Here is a 19,225-nt window from a genome sequence, read left to right on the forward strand (position 1 = left end):
GCCGCCCGAAGACTTGAGTGCGCGGATCGCAGGAGAGCCGCCCGAAGACTTGAGTGCGCGGATCGCAGGAGAGCCGCCCGAAGACTTGAGTGCGCGGATCGCAGGAGAGCCGCCCGAAGACTTGAGTGCGCGGATCGCAGGAGAGCCGCCCGAAGGCTTGAGTGCGCGGGTTGTAGGAGAGCCGCCCGAAGGACCCCGCCTCAGGGTGAATGGTCATGAATGTTCATGTCCGCGCCAAGCTTGCGTCGTGGGGGCGCGCGAGGAAACCGGGGGTGGGGTCAGTTGTCGGGCGATCGCAGGACCCGCAGGTGGCCGCGTCGCGCGACCTCCCTCGGGTCGGCACCGCGGCCTGCGCCGCCTGCCTCGGCCGCCCGCTCCCGCGGACGGGCCGCCTCACGCACGGCGTTGGCGAGCGCTTCCAGGTCGTCGCCGCTGGGGCGGGCCGGAGCCGAAGCGTCGAGGAGCCGGACGACCTCCCAGCCGCGCGGGGCGGTGAGGCGCTCGGAGTGCTCGGCGCACAGGTCGTAGCAGTGGGGTTCGGCGTAGGTGGCGAGCGGGCCGAGGACCGCGGTCGAGTCGGCGTAGACGTACGTCAGCGTCGCGACGGCGGGACGGCCGCAGGCGGTGCGCGAACAGCGACGTACAGGGCTCACGACGTTGGACGGTACCGCACTCTTGAGCGGGCCGCGACGACTCTCCCCCAGGTCACTCCCCCGTGTCGCGCTGTGAAACGCCGCACACACCCCTTCGGGTGCACCTTCCTGACCTGCCAGGACATCGACGCCCGAGGTGTCGGTCGATCCCACAAGCAATCAAGAGTCATCACAAAACCCTCAAATACCGTGAGGGTGCCGCTCTCGACGGGATACGGATTTGAGCCCAACCTTGGCTTGAATGGTCATGTAACGACATGCCGCAGGGCGGCGGCCGGAAGCCGCCCGTGCCGTCGTGCGGTGCCGGGCGCGGGGGCGCGGCGGGGACTACCCTTCCCCAGTGATGGACAAGCCCGTAACGCCCCGTGCCGCCGCCCCCGGGCCCCGCCGTCGTGATCGCCACGGACGAGGGATGCGCGGCCCGATCGCACCGCCGCAAGTGCCGCTCGCCGCGAGCCGCGCGGAGGCGTTCGCCGATCTGGTGCAGGACTCCGTGGAGCGCCTGGAGCGGCGGTGGCCGCAACTCGCCGACATCGACTTCCTGGTCCTCGAGGTGCCGCGGCTCGACGGGCCCGGCCAGGCGTGGAACGACGAGGCCGTGCCGCTCGGCGGCACGATCAGCGCGCGCGAGGGACGCCCCGCGCGCGTGGTCGTCTACCGACGGCCGGTCGAGATCCGCACCAAGGGACGCGACGAGCGGGCGGCGCTGGTGCACGAGGTCGTCGTCGAGCAGGTCGCCGAGCTCCTCGGGCTGACGCCGGAGACGGTGGATCCGCGGTACGGCGAGGAGCAGGGCTGAGACAGCCGGCCTACTTCTGGAGTACCGACAGGTCCTCTTCCGCTTCCGGCACCGCCACCGTCCCCCGGTCGTCCGGCAGTGTCTGCACGGTGAAGGCGGGGACACCGCCCTCGTTCGCCGCAAGGGTGCGGGCCCCGTAGACCGGGCCGCCGGAGACCGGCTCGACCGTGAGTGCGTAGGTGCCCTTCAGGCCGCCGGGGACCGGGGGCTCGATGTCCTGGGTCGTGCCGGCCTTGATCGTGTACGTCTTCGACACCGGTGTGCCGCCCTCGCTGCCGGCCGAGGCGGTGACCTTGACCGTGGCGGCGGCGCCGGGGGCCGTCAGGGACAGGGTGCTGCCCTTGCCGCTGTTGTCGGCGGACGTCGCGCGGGTGCCGACGGGGCGGGTGGCCGGGATGAACGCCGTCTCCTGCTTGTCGCCCTTGCCGCGCACGACCCGCAGGGCCGCCACGACCGGCACGGACCGGTCCGTCGGGGTCAGCACCAGGGAGCCCGCCTCGCCGCGGGTGACGTCGCCCAGGTCGGCGGCGGTCGTCATGCCGCCCTTGACGTGCACGGTCTCGTGCCCGGCCGGGGTGATCAGCCCGGAGGGGGAGGCGAGGCGCACCTTGAGGTCCGCGTCGGCGTCGCCGGGAGTGAAGGCGACCAGGCGCACGGAGGTGGCGTCCTTGGGGATGCCGGGCAGGACCAGGCTGCCCGACGGGTCCGTGGACGCGGGCAGCCAGTCCCCGCCGAGCTTGTCGTCCAGGGCCTGCACGGCGGCGCCGACGCGTCCGCTGCGGACGTTGACGTGCACGGTGAGGTCGGTCTGCCGCTCGTCGGCGAGGGTGGACAGCAGGACCGGCTCGGCGGCGTGCGGCGGGACCGTGATCCCCTCCCCCACCGTGGACTTCAGGACGCCGTCCTTGCCGTAGAGCTCGATGTCGACCACCGCGGCCGAGTCGTCGGGGTTCGTCAGGTGGACGTAGTCCGTGCGGTCGGCGTCCGTGGCGGCGCCCGGGAACCAGAAGTCGGTGTCCGGGGCGGTGCAGTTGACGCCCTGCAGGCCGCGCCCGGTGCCCGCGGCGACCTCGGTGGTCTCCTGGACGGTCCAGCCGGGCGCGAACCTGCCGTCCGCGGTCCCGACGAGCGCGGGCGCTTCACCGCCGGAGCTGTCGCCGGTGACCGGCTTGCCGGGCTCCTTGGGCGTCAGCACGGGCTCCACGGGCTTGTCCTTGCCTGACTTCCCGTCGCCCTTGCCCTGGTCCGTGTCCTTCTCCGTGCCCTTGTCGTCGGGCGAGGCGTCCGCGGACTCCTCGGTGGCCGCCCGGAGTTCGGCCTCACCGCCGCTCCCGGTGCCCTTCGTGACGGGCGTGAAGGAGGTGTAGGACGTCTCGGCGAGGTCGGACGTGCTGGGCGCCGGGCACAGCAGGCTCGTGCGCTCCACGGGCAGTTGGGCGGCCGCCTTGGCGGTGTCGGGGCCCGGGGCGTCGTCCGGAGCGGACAGCGCGGCGAAGCCGGTGACGGCGGCGAGCGCGGTCGTGCCGGCGATCAGGGACAGGGTGGTGCGGTTCACTGCTGGCTCCCGTCGGGACGCTCGCTGCCCGTGCCGTGGGGGTGGTGCTGCTGCGCCGGGTCGTACGGCGCGCCGTGGCCCTGGCCCTGGTCGTAGGCCTGGTCGTAGCCCTGCTGGTCGTAGGACGGGGTCTGACCCTGGCCGCCGTAGGCGTACGGGTCGTACTGGCCGCCCTGGCCGCCCTGGCCGCCCTGGTACGGGTCCGCCTGGTACTGCTGCCCGTAGGCGTCGGCCGGGTACGGGGCGTTCTGGTACTGGTCGCCGTAGCCCGTGTACGCGCCGCCCTGGTAGCCGGCGTTGTCCCACTGGCCGTAGTTCTGCTGCTGGGGCACGGCCGCCGGTGGCTGCTGGGGCTGCGGGGGCTGCGGGGGCTCGAACTCCTCGGGGGCGGCGGCCTCTTCGGACTCGGCCTCCGCCTGGGCACGCAGGCGGCGGGCCCGGCGGCCCTCGCCGGCGACGGCCTCGGCCGGGGGCGCCGGCTCGTCGGGGAGGTCGTCGTCGATGTCGCGACGCCGGCCGGGCAGGGCGAGCACCACGAGGACGACCGCGAGGAGGCCCTGGGCCCACAGCCAGGCCGTGTGGCCGATCGGGTCGTCGTAGGTGACGTCCAGCGTGCCGCCGGTGGCGGGGAGCCGGAAGCCCTGGGCCCAGCCGTCGACCGTGGTGGGGGTCAGCGGCTTGCCGTCGAGCGTGGCGGTCCAGCCGTCGGAGGCGGAGTCGGCGAGGCGCAGCACGCGTCCGCCGGTGCCGGCCGGGATCGTGGTGTGGATGTCGACGGGCCCGGCGGCGACGGGCTGCGGGGTGCCGGCGCCGGAGGCGGGGGCGATGGTGGCGCGCGCGACTTCGCGGTTGACGCGCCACAGCGCGCCGCCGTCCTGCTGGCTGAGCCGGGCCAGGCCGGGCGTGGCGTCCAGGACGCGGGTGACCTCGCGGGGCGCGCCCTGGTGGACCAGGATGTAGCGCACGGCGAAGCCGCCGAGCTGGTCGGCCTGGTCGGCGCCGGAGCCCGCGACCAGGTTGGCGACGACCTTGTCGAGTCTGCTGTTCTCACCGTCGGCCGCGGCGATCTCGCCGTCGCCGAGGCGGGCGCCGGAGCCGCGGACCAGCATGTAGCCGACGTGGGCACGGGAGTCGCTGTCGAGGACGAGGGTGCGGGCCTGGTCGCGGGTGCCGCTCTCCTCGGCGACGAACGCGGGGACCTGGGTCGGGTCGCGTCGCTCCAGGGGATTGTCCGCGCCGCGGATCATCCAGCCGGCGGCGATGAGCAGGGGGCCCCCGGCAGAGGCGAAGGCGATCAGCACGGCGACCGGCTGGCGCCAGCCGAAGCTCTGCTCGGCGACCCGCGCGCGTGCCCCGTCGGCGCCCAGCGCGGCGGCCGCCAGGAGGGCGATGCCGTAGACGAGGGTCGCCGGTCCGGCCCAGGTGGAGTTGTTGGACAGGACCGCGAAGACGAAACCGGTCAGGGCGACCGCCCAGGCCGTCCGGATGGCCGACTGGCGTTCCGAGCGCAGCAGGGCGGCGAGGGCGGCCAGCACGATGCCGATGAGCATGAGTCCTCTGACGGTGCCCGGGCCGCCCGGGCTGGCGCCGAGCAGGTCGAGGGGGGACGCGGCCGAGGGGCCGTACGCGAGACCCGCTTCCTCGAGGAAGCCGAACGGGAGGAGCGTCAGTGACCAGGGGGCGAGGAGCAGCAGGGGTGTGCCGAGCTGGGCGAGGAACCGCAGCCCGTAGGCCGTGATGTCGCTCCGGCGCACCACGAGCAGCCCGATGCCGAGGAGCAGCGCGATGGGCCACACGATCGGCGTGAAGGCGGTGGTGATGGTCAGCAGCAGCGCGTACGCCCAGGTGGCGCGCCAGCTGCCACGCGCTCCGGTGGAGTTGGCCAGGCCGCCGGCCGCGATGCCCGCGCGGGCGATGAGCGGCAGCAGCGCGGCCAGGACGGCGGTGCCGATGCGGCCGCCGGCGAGGGCGCCGGTGGCGGCGGGCAGGAAGGCGTAGACGACGGCAGCCCAGGCGCGCAGCAGCCGGGACTCGACGAGCGGGCGGGAGGCGAAGTAGGCGGCGACTCCGGCCAGGGGCACCGAGCCGACGAGCAGGACGGTGACGGCGAGGCCGGTCGAGCCGAACAGCAGGGACGCCAGCATCGCCAACAGCGCGATGTACGGGGGTGCGGCCGAGGTGCCGCCGGCGCCCACCGGGTGCCAGGCGTCGAGGTAGCGCGCCCACAGTTCCGCGGAGTCGGCCGGTGCGGGCAGCAGGGCGCCGCCCACGAGCGCGCCGCCGCCGAGGAGCTGGCGGCAGGCGACCAGGGAGACGAGCAGCAGTACGAGGAAGAGCACCGGGCCGGGCTTGCGCGCGATGCGCTTGAGCCGGGCGAACTGCTCGATCTCCAGGAAGTCGGCGTCGTCGCCGCCGGGGCCCGACTCGACGGCGCTGCCGTGCCGTCCGGCGCCGGTCGCGACCTCCGGGTCGGAGCGGCCGACGAGGCTGCCCGCGATCTGCTCGACGGTGACGCGGACGGTCGCGCCGGGCGGCGGGAACAGCGCCCGCAGCTCCCCCTTGTCGATCCGGGGTGCGCCTCTGCCGCGCCGCCCTGCGAGGATCCGCTCGGGCCGGAGCAGTGTGCCGATCAGGCCGCGGATCTCGTCGACGGCCTGCCCGGGGACCTTGCCGACGAGGTAGGCCACGGTGCGCAGCAGGGTGCCGAGCACGATCCGCAGGATCACCCAGGGGAGCACGGCCGCACGCGAGTTGACGAGCAGGGTGTAGACGGCGCCGGCCTTGTCGACCTTGTGCGGGGAGGCCGCGGTGCGGCCCACGCAGTCGACCGTGCGGCGCTCGCGGCTGGACGCCTCGGCGTGCCGGACGACCGCCTCGGGGGCGACCAGGACGCGGTATCCGGCCGTGTTCGCGCGCCAGCACAGGTCGACGTCGTCGCGCATGAGGGGCAGGTGGCGGTCGAATCCGCCGAGTTGCTCGAAGACGTCGCGGCGCACGAGCATGCCGGCGGTGGACACCGACAGCACGGGCCGGACGTGGTCGTGCTGGCCCTGGTCCTGCTCGCGGCGGTCCAGGCCGGTCCAGCGGCGGCCGGAGTTGGCGATGGAGACGCCGACCTCCAGCAGCTGCCGCCGGTCGTACCAGCCGCGGAGTTTGGGGCCCACGACGGCCACGTCCTCGCGGCCCAGTTCGTACTCGTTGTCCACGACCCGCAGCAGCTGGGCCAGGGCGTCCGGGGCCGGGGCGCAGTCGTCGTGCAGCAGCCACAGCCACTGCACCGGCTCGCCGTGCGGGAGCTCGGGCAGGTCGTAGGCGTCGTCGCGCCACGAGCGCGTGAGCGGGTCCCAGCCGCTGGGGCGCTTCAGGTACGGCAGCTCGTCCGGGGTGAGGACCGGGGCGGTGCGGCCGCACTCCTCGACGGCCTGGCCGAAACCGGTGCGGCGGGCGAGGTGCAGCACCCGGTCGGCGCCGAGCGCGTCGGTGACCAGCTGCGCGGAGGCGTCCGAGCTGCCGGTGTCGGCCCCCATCGCGTACTGGACGGGTCGCTCCTGGCCGAGGAGCCCGGCGAGCGCGTCGGGCAGCCAGCGGGCGCCGTCGTGGGAGACGAGGACCGCGGTCACCACATGGCGCGGGAACTCAGGTGCGGCAGCGGTGTCGTGAGGAGCTGCCGGGTGGCTGTGCACGGACATCGAGGTACGGGCCCCGGTTCGGTGGACTGCGGTGGACGCCTGCGCCCGGTGGGGGCGGCGGGGCGTCTCGGACGAGCGACCACACTATCGGCAGTCCAGTAGGGGCGGCGCGCAGCGCCTCGTTGAGGGGCGGTGGCCGGGAGACGGGCGGACAAGCGGCCCGCCGCCGGTGGATGACCCACGGGCGACGGGCCGTTCACGAGAGGGGTGAGGGGTCAGACGGCCGCCTTCTTCAGCCGGCGGCGCTCCCGCTCGGACAGGCCGCCCCAGATGCCGAATCTCTCGTCGTTGGCGAGGGCGTACTCGAGGCACTCGGAGCGGACCTCACAGGAGAGGCAGACCTTCTTGGCCTCCCTGGTCGAGCCACCCTTCTCGGGGAAGAAGGACTCGGGGTCGGTCTGGGCGCACAGCGCGCGCTCCTGCCAGCCGAGCTCCTCGTCCGCGTCGTCGACCAGCAGTTGCTGCACCGTCTCGGTCATGTGCGCCCCTCGTCTGTCTTCGCGTCCCCGTGATCTAGCCGTTACCGATTCCGGCTGAACGACACGAGTGAAATTACAAGTGTGCTGCTCCGGGCGAGTCAAGCCGAGATCTGCTATTGAGCCCCTTATTCACTCTGCGGAACCAAGCCCATGCGGAAAGTGTTCAAATCACCATAAAACCTGACACACCGAGAGAGCCCGCGAGGGCTCACATCTTCCGCCGGACCCCACGCAGCCCTGTACGAGCAAGGACGCCCAGGAGTTCGATCTCGTTCCGACACACACGTCGAAGCGAAACGGATCACAGTCGGATCACGACTACGCAACGGGGTTTGTGTGCCCGGATGGACGCCATGTGTCCCGGGCGGGCCATGAACAAACCTTTCATCTGAGCGATCGACCGGATGAGGTGAACCACGTCCCACATACCGGGTGTCGAGTTGACAGCGAAGGTGTGAACCGGTGTCCTTGTGGGCATGCTCGCGAACTTGGCGCTCACCTCGACCCGCACCGCCGGGTCCCACGGTGCTGCCCGCACTCGCTGTAGCTGTTGCTGTTCCAGCTGTTGAGCCACACCTGCTCCAGCTGAAGGCCGAGCCACCCGTCTCTCGGCTTCCGTTCCCTCTGACCTTCTTTCACTGAGGAACCACGCACCCCATGAACAGCGACAGCGACCTCCAGATCGCCGGCGACCTCCTCGAAGTCACCCACCTCCTCCAGACCCCGCGCGAGCACCCGGCCACCGTCGCCGAGTTCGTCGGGCTGGCCCGCTCCGTCGCCGAGGACCGCTCCCAGTGGGAGCACCTCATCCGCTACGACGCCGTCAGCCGCTGGTACCACCGGCTGCGCACCGGCCCGGGCTACGAGGTGTGGCTGCTGTCCTGGGTGCCGGGGCAGGGCAGCGGGCTGCACGACCACGGCCGCTCCTCCGGTGTGCTCACCGTCCTGGACGGCACGCTGACCGAGCGCACGGAGCGGGGCACGCGCGCGTTGCGGGCGGGCGCGCAGCGCGTGTTCGCGCCGGGGTACGTGCACGAGGTCGTGAACGAGGCGCTGGAGCCGGCGGTGAGCCTGCACGTGTACTACCCGGGCCTGACGGAGATGCCGATGCACACCGCGCAGCACTGCGAGGCCCGGAGCGTACCGGGCGTGGTGACTGCCTGACCGGTTGTCGCAGGAGCCTGCAAGACTGGCCCCCATGCGCATTGTGGTTCTGGCAGGCGGCATCGGCGGTGCCCGGTTCCTGCGTGGTCTGAAGCGGGCCGTCCCGGACGCGGACATCACGGTCATCGGCAACACCGGGGACGACATCCACCTCTTCGGGCTGAAGGTCTGCCCGGACCTCGACACGGTGATGTACACGCTCGGCGGCGGCATCAACGAGGAGCAGGGCTGGGGGCGTACCGACGAGACCTTCCACCTCAAGGAGGAGCTCGCGGCCTACGGCGTCGGGCCCGAGTGGTTCGGCCTGGGCGACCGGGACTTCGCCACGCACATCGTGCGGACGCAGATGATCGGCGCCGGATACCCGCTGAGCGCGGTGACGGAGGCGCTCTGTGACCGCTGGAAGCCGGGCGTGCGGCTCCTGCCCATGTCCGACGACCGCGTCGAGACCCATGTGGCCGTCGAGGTCGACGGCGAGACCAAGGCGATCCACTTCCAGGAGTACTGGGTGCGGCTGCGCGCCTCGGTGCCCGCCCGGGCGGTCGTGCCGGTCGGCGCCGACCGGGCGAAGCCCGCCCCGGGCGTCCTGGAGGCCATCGGCGAGGCGGACGTGATCCTCTTCCCGCCGTCCAACCCGGTCGTGTCGATCGGCACGATCCTCGCTGTACCCGGCATCCGGGAGGCGATCGCCGACGCCGGGGTGCCGGTCGTCGGCCTCTCCCCCATCGTCGGTGACGCGCCTGTGCGGGGCATGGCCGACAAGGTGCTCGCCGCCGTGGGCGTCGAGTCGACCGCCACGGCGGTGGCCGAGCACTACGGCTCGGGCCTGCTGGACGGCTGGCTCGTCGACTCGGTGGACGCCGGTGCGGTGGAGCGGGTCGAGGCGGCCGGGATCCGCTGCCGGGCCGTGCCGCTGATGATGAGCGACGCCGACGCCACCGCGCGGATGGCGCAGGAGGCGCTGGCACTGGCCGAGGAGGTGCGGGGGGCGTGAGCGCTGATTCCTCCCCCCACGTGTCTGCCGAGGTCACCGACGAGGAGCGGGGCGCCGGCGGGTACCGGGTGTGGGCCGTGGGCGGCATACCGGAGGTCGCGGCCGGGGACGACCTGGCGAAGCTGATCGCGGCCGCCGAGCCCGGCCTGGCCGACGGGGACGTGCTGCTCGTCACCTCGAAGATCGTGTCCAAGGCGGAGGGCCGGATCGTGCGGGCCGCCGACCGGGAGGCCGCGATCGACGCGGAGACGGTCCGGGTGGTGGCCCGGCGCGGAGCCCTGCGGATCGTCGAGAACCGGCAGGGTTTGGTCATGGCCGCGGCCGGGGTCGACGCGTCCAACACCCCGTCCGGGACGGTGCTGTTGCTGCCGGAGGACCCCGACGCCTCCGCTCGCGCCGTCCGCGAGGGGCTGCGGGACGCGCTCGGCGTCGACGTCGGGGTCGTCATCACCGACACGTTCGGGCGGCCCTGGCGGGCCGGGCTCACGGACGTCGCGATCGGCGCCGCCGGAGTGCGGGTGCTCGACGATCTGCGCGGCGGCACGGACGCGTACGGCAATCCGCTGAGCGCCACCGTCGTCGCCACGGCCGACGAACTGGCCGCCGCCGGCGACCTGGTCAAGGGCAAGGCCGCGGGGCTGCCCGTCGCCGTGGTGCGCGGGCTCACGCACCTGGTCGCGCAGGGCGACGACGGCGAGGGAGCGCGGGCCATGGTCCGCGGCGCACGCGACGACATGTTCCGCCTCGGCACCTCGGAGGCGGTCCGGCAGGCCGTGACCCAGCGGCGCACGGTCCGGGCCTTCACCGACGAGCCCGTCGACGCGGGTGCCGTACGGCGGGCCGTGGCCGCTGCCGTGACGGCTCCGGCCCCGCACCACACGACGCCGTGGCGGTTCGTACTGCTGGAGTCGCAGGAGTCGCGGACACGGCTGCTCGACGCCATGCGGGACGCGTGGATCGCCGATCTGCGGCGGGACGGCAAGAGCGAGGAGTCCATCGCCAAGCGGGTCCGGCGCGGGGACGTGCTGCGCAACGCGCCGTACCTCGTCGTCCCCTGCCTGGTCATGGACGGTTCGCACACGTACGGCGACCCGCGGCGGGACGGCGCCGAGCGGGAGATGTTCGTGGTCGCCACGGGTGCCGGTGTGCAGAACTTCCTGGTCGCGCTGGCCGGGGAGCGGCTGGGTTCGGCCTGGGTGTCGTCGACGATGTTCTGCCGGGACGTGGTGCGCGAGGTGCTGGACCTGCCCGCCGGCTGGGACCCGATGGGGGCGGTGGCGGTCGGGCATCCGGCCGGAGACCCGCGACCGCGGCCCGAGCGGGACGCGGGAGCGTTCATCGAGGTGCGGTGACAGGTGCCGGGCGGCGCCTACGCTCGTAGGGCTGCCCCCTCACGGATCCCAGGGACGTCATTCATGGCAGGACGGTTCGCTCCACGGCCCACGCGTACGACAGTGCGCGGCGGGCATGTCGCCGTGCCCCCGGGTGTGCCACGGCAGGCGACGGGACCGGGGCGGGTACGCACCTGGGTGCCGGACGGGCCGCTGGATCTCGGCCTGGTGCTCGGGCCGTTGCGGCGCGGGCCCGGCGATCCGACGTTCCGGGCGACCCCGGACGGGTCCGTGTGGCGGACCAGTCTCACTCCGGCCGGGCCGGGGACGCTGAGGGTGTGCGCCTACGGCGGTGGGGTGCGCGGGGAGGCCTGGGGGCCCGGGGCCGAGTGGCTGCTGGAGGGGTTGCCGGAGCTGCTCGGGGCCGCGGACGATCCGTCGGCGTTCGTGCCGCGGCACCGGCTGCTGGCGTCGGCCCGGCACCGGCGGCCGGGGTTGCGGCTGACGCGCAGCGGGCTCGTGCTGGAGTCGCTGATCCCGTCGATCCTGGAGCAGAAGGTCACGACCGATGAGGCGTACCGGGCGTGGCGGCTGCTGGTGCGGAAGTTCGGGGAGCCGGCGCCGGGGCCCGCCCCCGCGCGGATGTACGTGGTGCCGGAGCCGCGGACGTGGGCGCTGATTCCGTCGTGGGAGTGGCATCGGGCCGGGGTCGACAACAAGCGGGCGTCGACGATCCTGCGTGCGGTGCGGGTCGCCGCGCGGCTGGAGCAGGCCGTGGGGATGGAGCCCGGGGCGGCTCGGGCGCGGCTGGAGCTCGTGCCGGGGGTCGGGCCGTGGACGTCCGCGGAGACGGTGCAGCGCAGTCATGGTGCGGCGGACGAGGTGACGGTGGGGGATCTGCATCTGCCCGGGATCGTGGGCTGGGCGCTGGCCGGGAACCGGGATGCGGATGACGCGGTGATGCTGGAGCTGCTGGAGCCGTACGCGGGGCAGCGGCATCGGGCGGCTCGGTTGATTCTGCTGAGCGGGAGGGTGCCGGCGCGGCGGGCGCCGAAGATGCCGCGGTGGGACATCGGGCGGTTGTGAGCTGTTGGCTTCGGGGGCTCGGCGTTTGTGCGGGCAGGGTGTTGCGCGCGAACTGTCGGGGTTCAGGTGCTCGGCGTCGGCGCTGAGGCCGGGTGGGTCCGCAACCCGGCGTAGTGAGGTGCTGCTGCGTCTGTGCTGAGGCCGGGTGGGTCCGCAGCCCGGCGGAGCGGGGTGCCGCTGCGCCCACCCGTGCCGCCCCTGGCGGCATGCATGCCCGCAGCTAGGGGCGGGGCGGGCCCCCGCAGCGGGGGTCGCCGCGCAGGCCCGCGGAGAGGCGGCCGCGCAGGCCCGCGGAGAGGCGGCCGCGCAGGCCCGCGGAGGGCACGGCGCGCAGGCCCGCGGCTGGGTGGGTGCGCACTCCCGCGGCTGGATAGCGGGGCCCCGCCCCCTGCAGTTTCTACTGGTCCGATGAGAAGCGGACCGCTCCTGCCGGGATGCGGGCGTCGCACCATATGCGGGCGCCCTCCAGGAGTTCGTTGTCGGGGCCGACCACCGCGCCGTCTCCTATGACCGTGCCGGTGAGGACCGAGCGCCGGCCCACGCGGGCCCGGGTGCCGATCAGGGAGTCGGTGATGACCGCGCCCGGCTCGATGACCGCGCCCGGCAGGATCGTGCTGCCGAAGATCCGCGCGCCCTCGGCGATGAAGGCGCCCTCGCCCACCACGGTGCCGCCCGCCAGTTTCGCGTCGGACGCGACCTGGGCCGTGGGCAGAACCAGGCGGTCGCCGCAGCGGCCGGGGACGGCGGGCGAGGGGGCCCGGCCGAGTACCAGGTCCGCCGAACCCCGGACGAAGGCCGCCGGGGTGCCCAGGTCCAGCCAGTACGTCGAGTCGACCATGCCCTGGAGGTGCGCGCCGGCCGAGAGGAGGCCGGGGAAGGTCTCCCGTTCCACCGACACCGGCCTGCCCAGCGGGATCGAGTCGATGACCGAGCGGCGGAAGACGTACGCCCCCGCGTTGATCTGGTCGGTGACGATCTCCTCGGGGGTCTGCGGCTTCTCCAGGAACGCCAGGACCCTGCCCGTGTCGTCGGTGGGGACCAGGCCGTAGGCGCGCGGGTCGGTGACCTTGGTGAGGTGCAGGGAGACGTCCGCGCCCGTCGTCTCGTGGGTGCCGACCAGGGCCCGGATGTCCAGGCCCGTCAGGATGTCGCCGTTGAAGATCAGGACCGGGTCGTCGGGGCCGGAGTGCAGCCGGGAGGCCACGTTCCGGATGGCGCCGCCCGTGCCGAGCGGCTCCTCCTCGGTGACGTACTCGAGGTGGAGTCCCAGCGCGGAGCCGTCACCGAAGTAGGGCTCGAAGACCTCGGCCAGATAGGAGGTGGCCAGGACGATGTGCTCCACACCGGCCGCTCTCGCTCTCGCCAGCTGATGCGTGAGGAAGGGCACCCCGGCCGCCGGGACCATGGGCTTGGGCGTGTGCACCGTGAGCGGGCGCAGCCGGGTGCCCTTGCCGCCGACCAGGAGGATCGCTTCAGTCACGTGTCGTCTCTGCTTCCTGCCGGGACCGGCCGAACTGTCTTTCGGCCGGTCAGTGTATGCAGATCGTTCCGTGGCGCCTTCGTTGGCCGTGCGGCATGCCCGTCCGCTGCCCCCCGACGGCGGTGAACCTGTGCTCAGCGGCCCTGGTAGCGGGCCGCCTTGGAGCGGGCCGAGCCGAGCTTTCCGTAGAGCTTGCGTCCCGGGCACTCGGTCTTGAAACCGTCCCGGTGCCCCGAGATCACGTTCAGACGTACTTTCTTGCCTTTTCGGTGCAGATTGCTGCCGGCCGACTTCAGGTAGGTCTTTCCCTTCGGATTCATCCGGTACAGCCCCAGCTTCCACGCGGTCAGCCGGGCGATGGCCTTGACCGCGGACTTGGACGGCTTCTTGGCGCCGTAGGACCCGAGGACGGCGATCCCCATGCTGTTGCTGTTGAAACCCAGCGTGTGTGCGCCGAGTACCGGTTTCGCCACGCCCCCGGCGCGGCCCTCGTAGATCTTTCCGCACTTGTCGATGAGGAAGTTGTAGCCGATGTCCCGCCATCCCATGCTCTTGACGTGGTAGCGGTAGATACCGCGGATGAGTGACGGGACCTGCGAGCAGCGGTACTTGTTGCCGCTGGCCGTGTGGTGCACGAAGGCCGCCTTGACCTTCTTCGTGTACCGGAGGCCGCTCTCCCGCAACCCCTCGTCCGCACCCCAGCCGCGCCGGGTGACGATCCCCGGGCGGGGGCCGATGTACGGCTTCGCCTGCCGCTGCTGCTGCGTCAGCCCGTCGGCGTTGAGGGCGAGATACTCCTGCTCGGTCGCGGCGCGGGTCAGTGCCGCGATCTCGGTGGCGCCGAGGGCGGCGAGGTCGGCGTTGGCGGCGGAGGCCTCGACGAGGGCGGAGGACTCGGCGTTGCGGGCGTCGGCGGCGCTGGGACCCCCGACGCCGAGGGATGTGGAGTCGGCCTCGCCCGGGTCGACGAGTTCGAGGCGCAGGCCCGAGGGCAGCGGGAGCGCGGCGGGCAGGTTGCGGGTGTCCGTCAGGCGCGCGCGGGAGGCGGCTGCCCTCCCGCCGGACTCGGAGCTGACCCGGAGTTCCACACCGTCGGAGTCGCCCACCCACAGCGGTGCGGTGGCGCCGCGGACGCGGCCCGAGGCCCTCTCGGGGGTGCCCCGGTCGGCGGCGTGGTCGGCGTTGTGCGTCTCCAGGTCCTGCCAGCCCGACCAGGTGCCGGTACCGGCGGCGCGGGTGCGGACCCGGACGCGGCCGTGCAGCTCGGCGTCGGGGTCGTCCCAGATGACGCCGACGAGGGAGAAGTGACGTACGGCGCGGCGGGACACGCCCTGCTCGGTGGGGGGAGCCGAGGGGGTGGCGCGGGTACCGCCGAGGGGTTCGAGGGGGAGGGACTGAGTGCTGCCGGCGGCATACGGCTCGGCCGCGCGCCGCTCGGCCGGGTTCATGGCCGGGGAACCCGCAGGGGCCGCGGGTCTCGCGGCTCCCGTGGCCGGCGGTCTCGCCGACGCCGCGAGGGCGGGAGGGGTGAGGGGGAGGGCCAGAGCGGCCGCGCAGGTGACACCGATCGAGGAAGCAAGGAATCCACGCATGCCCCTGATCTTGGACATAGTCGTACAAGTCTGTCTATCTGGGAGTTGACGGACCATCGGTCGGGGTTCGGCCGAACCGGTGGCGGATTCGCGGTGCGGCGCTGGGCGGGCCGTTGGGTGGGGGCCGGTGCGTTGCGTACGCTTGCGCGGGTGAACGCCACCGATCGCACCCCTGCCGACCTGCTGGGTTCCGCGCTCGCCGCGGATCCGGGCCGCCCCCTGGTGACCTTCTACGACGACGCCACGGGTGAACGGGTCGAGTTGTCCGTGGCCACCTTCGCCAATTGGGTGGCCAAGACCGCGAACCTCCTCCAGGACGAGCTGTCCGTCGAGCCCGGGGACCGGGTGGCGCTGCTGCTGCCCGCGCACTGGCAGACGGCGGTGTGGCTGCTGGCGTGTGCGTCGGTGGGAGTCGTCGCGGACGTGTCCGGGGAGGCCCGGTCGGCCGACGTCGTGGTGAGCGGGCCGGACCGGCTGGAGGAGGCCCGGGCGTGCTCCGGTTCGCGGATCGCGATGGCGCTGCGGCCCCTCGGAGGGCGGTTCCCGCAGGTGCCCGAGGGTTTCACCGACTACGCGGTGGAGGTGCCGGGGCAGGGTGACCGGTTCGTGCCGTACGCACCCGTGGATCCGGAGGGGCCTGCGCTGATCGTGGCCGGGCGGGAGTTCAGCGGGGCCGAGGTCGTCGAGCGGGCCCGGGCCGAGGCGACGGCGCTGGGGCTGACCGGGCCCGGGTCGCGGATCCTGTCGGGGCTGCCGTACGACACGTGGGACGGGTTGAACGCCGGGTTGTTCGGGCCGCTGGCCACCGGGGGTTCCGTGGTGCTGTGCCGGCACCTGGAGCAGGCCGGGGACGGGGTGCTGGACAAGCGGGTGGAGAGCGAACGGGTCACGGTGATCGCCCGCGGCACGGCGGGCCGCTGACACCGGGCGTCGCACAGCAGACGCGGTCACGACCACCACCCGGCCGCGGCGGGCCACCGACACCGGGTCTCACACGACAGACACCGTCACCACCACCCACGGCACAGCCGCCTGCCGACACCGCGACTCGCACGGCAGACACCGTGTTCGGCCCTGTTCTCCCGAAGCTGCCGCGAAGTGACAAGTAGCTCTGTGTAATCAGAGTGACGCTCGGTCAGGGAGAGCGAGACGGGGGCCGGGGACTTCGTCGGCCTGGAGGGCGGCGAGGTCGGCGTGGGCCTGCTCGACGGCTTCGGGGTATGCCTCGCGCTTGGCGTGCTCGGCGAGCGCCCGGTAGATGCTGGCGACGGACGGGTTCTGCCCTTTGCGCTTGCCGGTGGGGATGATCAGGTCGGGCTGGATCTGCTCGACGGACTCGCCGCCCGCGCGCCGCCGCAGCGCGGTGTGCAGCATGTCGTCGGTGATGACCGGCGGTCGGCCGCCGTGCTTGCCCTTGCGGGCTGCGGTGTCGAGCCCTTCGAGCGTGGATTCGCGGATGTTCTCCCGCTCGGTCTCCGCCATGGCGGCGAAGAACGCGAACATGAGCTTCCCCGGCCCGGTGGGGTCGTAGATGCCGAGCAGGGGCCCGGCGAGCATCTCCAGGACCAGGCCGTGGGCGGTGAGGTGGTCGGCGAGCGCGGTGAGTTCGGCGGCGTCGCGGCCGAGGCGCTTCATCTCGTACACGGTGAAGATGACCCGGCAGTGCGGGGCGTGCGCCTTGACCTCCCGCGCCGTCCTCAGTGCCTCCTCGAACTTCGGGCGGACCCGCACCCGGGTGCCGATCTTCTCGCTGAAGATCTTGTCCCGGGGGATGCCGTGCTTGCTGAGCGCGTCGAGCTGGGAGTCGAGCTCCTGCCCGAGGGTCGAGCAGCGCGCGTAGGCCGATACGGATATCGGCGCTCGGCAGGTCCGGGTCGACCGGCGCCGACGGCGGGGTGCCGGGCCGCCACGGCCGGCCCGGGCCGCGGTCGGCCGGGGTCGGCACCCGCAGCGCCTTCTTCAGTCGGGGCACCTTGGTGAAGCGGCGGGTGTGGTAGGCGGAGGCAACCGCCCCGCCGCGCGAGCGGCACGGTGAGCCGGGCTGCGCGTCACACTTCGGTCAGGCGTGCTGTTCGACATCGTCGGCGTCCGACCGGCCGGGCGGGGAAGGCTGCTGAGGGCCCGTCATGGGCCGGGAGTTTCGCACAATGCAAGTCTCAGAAGGGGGTTCGTCCCGCTTTTGAGTGAGAACGGGATTTGAGAACGAATCCGGGTTCGGCGGCGGTTCAGCGACTACCGATTGACCTTGCTCGCGCAAAGGACCGTTTGTGAGAGTAACCGCGTGTGTCAGTCTCCGAAGTCGGCTCGCAGATGACTGGAGTCAGGTGCACGGAGCACCGCCTCCGATCGTGGGCCGCCGGCCCCTGTCGGCTGCTCAGTCAGGTGGGACGGCTGGGTCGATGACCCGATATCCCACGCCGGGTGTGGTGGCGATGACCGGAGGGTCGCCGAGTTTCCGGCGCAGACGGCTGATGGTCACCGTGACCGTGTTGGTGAACGGGTCGGCGTGCTCGTCCCAGACCTGTTCGAGGAGCCCTTCCGCGCTGAGGAAGGCGGGGCTCGCGTTCAGGAGGGCTTCGAGTACCGCGAATTCCTTGACAGAGAGATCGAGTTGGCGGCCGTCGCGGCTGGCGGTGCGGCGCATCGGGTCGAGTTCGATGCCCGCCGCGCTCAGGGTGCGGGACCGGGCGGCGGGGCGACGGCGGGCCAGGGCGCGGATGCGCAGGACGAGTTCGGGAAAGTGGAAGGGCTTGGCGAGGTAGTCGTCGGCGCCCAGGGTGAGGCCGCTGACGCGGTCGCGGGGTGAGTCGGCGGCGGTCAGCATCAGGACCATCACGCGGCCGTCCCGCTCGGTGATCATTTGGCAGAGGGTGTCGCCGTGGATGCCTGGCAGGTCGCGGTCGAGCACGACGACGTCGTACGTGTTGATGTCCAGCTTGGCCGCGGCGTCGAGCCCGTCGTGGGCCACGTCTACGGCCATGCCCTGGTCGCGCAGTCCCTCGGCGATGACTTCGGCGAGGGGGCGGGCGTCCTCGACCACCAGGACTCTCAACGCGCCACGCCCGTCTCTGTGTCGGGGGCTTCCGCCGTCGCCCTGCCGTCCGTACGGGGGAGGGTGATGGTCACGCGCAGGCCGCCGTCGGGGCGGGCACGCAGGTCCAGGGTGCCGTGGTGGGCCTGGGTGATGGCCGCGACGATGGAGAGGCCGAGGCCGCTGCCCTGGCCGGTGCCGGTCCGGTCGGCGCCAAGGCGGCGGAAGGGTTGCGCGAGGTCCGCCACCCGCTGCTGGTCGAGGACCGGCCCGCTGGACTCGACGACGAGGGACACTGCGCCCGCGCCGTCTCTTTCGGCCCGTACCGCGACACTGATCCAGCCCCCGGGGTCGTTGTGCGCGATCGCGTTGTCGACCACGTTGTCGGCCACGCGGCGCAGCAGCGTCTGGCTGCCCCACACCCACGCGGAGTCGTCGATCCGGTTTTCGCGCACGGTCAGGCCCTTGGCCGCGATGTCCTTTGCCCGTCCGGTCAGGGCGGTCAGCGCGAGTTGGCCGAGGGCGAGGCGTGCCGAGTCGGTGAACTCGCCGTGCTGGGTGCGAGCCAGGACGAGGAAACTCTCCAGCAGCCGGTCCATCTGGTCGAGTTCGGCGCGCATCCGGGCGGCCAGCATGGCCGTGGTCTCGGGTAGCGGGCCCGGCTTGGCGAGGGCCACGTCAAGGGAGGCCCGCATCGTGGTGAGCGGGGTGCGCAGCTCGTGGGAGGCGTTGGCGACGAAGAGACGCTGGGCGTCGAAGGAGTCCTCCAGGCGGCCGAGGAGGTCGTCGATGGTGTCGGCGAGGTCCTTCACCTCGTCGCCGGGGCCGCCGATGGCCAGGCGTTCGTGCAGGCTGTCGGCGGTGATCCGGCGGGTGGCCGCTGTCATCACGCGCAGCGGGCGCAGCACCCGGCCGGCGACGAACCAGCCGAGGCCGACCGAGATCACCGCCATGACGCCGAGGGCGATGGCGGAGCCGATCAGGATCTGCCGGGACTGGGTGTCGTGTGCCTGGGTCAGCTGCTGCTCCAGCTCGTCGATGCGGCCCTGGGCTTGTGCCGCCGTGGCGGGCTGATCGGTGCCGCCATCGGGGGCGGTCTGGCTGGAGCGCGATCCGCCGGATGCCACCACGGCCGCGATGGCCAGCAGCGCCGTTCCCGACAGCAGGAACAGAGTCACGTACAAGGCGGTGAAGCGGGTGCGGGCAGTGCCACGGCGCAGGCCGAGCCGGGCAGTCAGGCCCGCGAGCCGTCGGGGCGGACCCCATTTCATCCGCATGCTCCCCTCTCGCCACCGCACCAGGACACGTACCGGGCCAGGCTAAGCCGAGGCGCCTAACAGCGAGATGACAGCGGCCGTTCGGCCCCTGTAAC

General features: G+C 72.9%; 17 protein-coding genes. 6 read left to right on the forward strand and 11 right to left on the reverse strand.

The genetic code is table 11. The features are described from left to right. A partial coding sequence (locus ACZ7EG_RS14270) for a hypothetical protein (RefSeq protein WP_471077146.1) occupies nt 1-217 on the reverse strand: 217 nt, incomplete at its 3' end. Between the two features lie 61 nt (nt 218-278). After that, on the reverse strand, nt 279-653 hold the full coding sequence (locus ACZ7EG_RS14275; RefSeq protein ID WP_471077149.1) for a DUF3499 domain-containing protein: 375 nt from the start codon (nt 651-653) through the stop codon (nt 279-281). 343 nt (nt 654-996) lie between these two features. Between ACZ7EG_RS14275 and ACZ7EG_RS14280 the strand changes: the two genes are divergently transcribed. After that, nucleotides 997-1,452, forward strand: a complete 456-nt coding sequence (locus tag ACZ7EG_RS14280) for a metallopeptidase family protein (RefSeq protein ID WP_471077152.1) — start codon at nt 997-999, stop codon at nt 1,450-1,452. A 10-nt stretch (nt 1,453-1,462) separates the two neighbouring features. On the opposite strand, the gene ACZ7EG_RS14285 is transcribed toward ACZ7EG_RS14280, so the two are convergent. The 3 genes from ACZ7EG_RS14285 to ACZ7EG_RS14295 form a co-directional block, all read right to left on the reverse strand. After that, nucleotides 1,463-3,007 carry a DUF5719 family protein gene (locus ACZ7EG_RS14285; protein WP_471077155.1) on the reverse strand — a complete coding sequence of 515 codons (1,545 nt, stop codon included), beginning with the start codon at nt 3,005-3,007 and terminating at the stop codon, nt 1,463-1,465. Next, nucleotides 3,004-6,696 (reverse strand): glycosyltransferase family 2 protein, encoded by a 3,693-nt coding sequence (locus ACZ7EG_RS14290; RefSeq protein ID WP_471077158.1) that lies wholly within the window; start codon nt 6,694-6,696, stop codon nt 3,004-3,006. Before ACZ7EG_RS14290 ends, ACZ7EG_RS14285 begins: the two co-directional genes overlap by 4 nt. 215 nt (nt 6,697-6,911) lie before the next feature. Beyond that, entirely contained in the window at nt 6,912-7,175 is a 264-nt protein-coding gene (locus ACZ7EG_RS14295; RefSeq protein WP_020137941.1) for a WhiB family transcriptional regulator, read from the reverse strand. Nucleotides 7,176-7,832: 657 nt separating this feature from the next. Between ACZ7EG_RS14295 and ACZ7EG_RS14300 the strand changes: the two genes are divergently transcribed. From ACZ7EG_RS14300 to ACZ7EG_RS14315, 4 genes are all read left to right on the forward strand, one after another. Continuing rightward, a complete protein-coding gene (locus tag ACZ7EG_RS14300; RefSeq protein WP_471077161.1) occupies nt 7,833-8,339 on the forward strand; it encodes a cysteine dioxygenase in 507 nt (168 codons plus the stop codon). Nucleotides 8,340-8,373: 34 nt separating this feature from the next. Further along, the gene (gene cofD / locus ACZ7EG_RS14305; protein ID WP_471077164.1) at nt 8,374-9,333 is read left to right on the forward strand and encodes a 2-phospho-L-lactate transferase; all 960 of its coding nucleotides are present in this window, start codon (nt 8,374-8,376) and stop codon (nt 9,331-9,333) included. Between the two features lie 20 nt (nt 9,334-9,353). Then, nucleotides 9,354-10,685 (forward strand): coenzyme F420-0:L-glutamate ligase, encoded by a 1,332-nt coding sequence (locus ACZ7EG_RS14310; RefSeq protein ID WP_471078767.1) that lies wholly within the window; start codon nt 9,354-9,356, stop codon nt 10,683-10,685. A 63-nt stretch (nt 10,686-10,748) separates the two neighbouring features. After that, the gene (locus ACZ7EG_RS14315; protein ID WP_471077167.1) at nt 10,749-11,750 is read left to right on the forward strand and encodes a DNA-3-methyladenine glycosylase family protein; all 1,002 of its coding nucleotides are present in this window, start codon (nt 10,749-10,751) and stop codon (nt 11,748-11,750) included. 220 nt (nt 11,751-11,970) lie between these two features. On the opposite strand, the gene ACZ7EG_RS14320 is transcribed toward ACZ7EG_RS14315, so the two are convergent. From ACZ7EG_RS14320 to ACZ7EG_RS14330, 3 genes are all read right to left on the reverse strand, one after another. Continuing rightward, on the reverse strand, nt 11,971-12,108 hold the full coding sequence (locus ACZ7EG_RS14320; RefSeq protein ID WP_471077170.1) for a hypothetical protein: 138 nt from the start codon (nt 12,106-12,108) through the stop codon (nt 11,971-11,973). Between the two features lie 39 nt (nt 12,109-12,147). Beyond that, nucleotides 12,148-13,230, reverse strand: coding sequence for a mannose-1-phosphate guanylyltransferase (gene manB / locus ACZ7EG_RS14325; protein ID WP_471077173.1), 1,083 nt, complete (start codon nt 13,228-13,230; stop codon nt 12,148-12,150). A gap of 134 nt (nt 13,231-13,364) precedes the next feature. Continuing rightward, nucleotides 13,365-14,822 (reverse strand): peptidoglycan recognition protein family protein, encoded by a 1,458-nt coding sequence (locus ACZ7EG_RS14330; RefSeq protein WP_471077176.1) that lies wholly within the window; start codon nt 14,820-14,822, stop codon nt 13,365-13,367. Nucleotides 14,823-14,972: 150 nt separating this feature from the next. On the opposite strand from ACZ7EG_RS14330, the gene ACZ7EG_RS14335 reads away from it, so the two are divergent. Continuing rightward, nucleotides 14,973-15,743, forward strand: coding sequence for a TIGR03089 family protein (locus ACZ7EG_RS14335; RefSeq protein ID WP_471077179.1), 771 nt, complete (start codon nt 14,973-14,975; stop codon nt 15,741-15,743). A gap of 198 nt (nt 15,744-15,941) precedes the next feature. Here ACZ7EG_RS14335 and ACZ7EG_RS14340 read toward each other — a convergent pair whose 3' ends face one another. From ACZ7EG_RS14340 to ACZ7EG_RS14350, 3 genes are all read right to left on the reverse strand, one after another. Continuing rightward, complete coding sequence (locus tag ACZ7EG_RS14340) at nt 15,942-16,676, reverse strand: recombinase family protein (RefSeq protein ID WP_471078770.1); 735 nt, start codon at nt 16,674-16,676, stop codon at nt 15,942-15,944. Nucleotides 16,677-17,196: 520 nt separating this feature from the next. After that, the gene (locus ACZ7EG_RS14345; RefSeq protein WP_471077182.1) at nt 17,197-17,874 is read right to left on the reverse strand and encodes a response regulator transcription factor; all 678 of its coding nucleotides are present in this window, start codon (nt 17,872-17,874) and stop codon (nt 17,197-17,199) included. Continuing rightward, the gene (locus ACZ7EG_RS14350) at nt 17,871-19,124 is read right to left on the reverse strand and encodes a sensor histidine kinase (protein WP_471077185.1); all 1,254 of its coding nucleotides are present in this window, start codon (nt 19,122-19,124) and stop codon (nt 17,871-17,873) included. The genes ACZ7EG_RS14345 and ACZ7EG_RS14350 overlap by 4 nt, the downstream gene beginning before the upstream one ends. Nucleotides 19,125-19,225: the final 101 nt, after the last annotated feature.

The organism is Streptomyces sp. NPDC037100, from assembly GCF_055606225.1.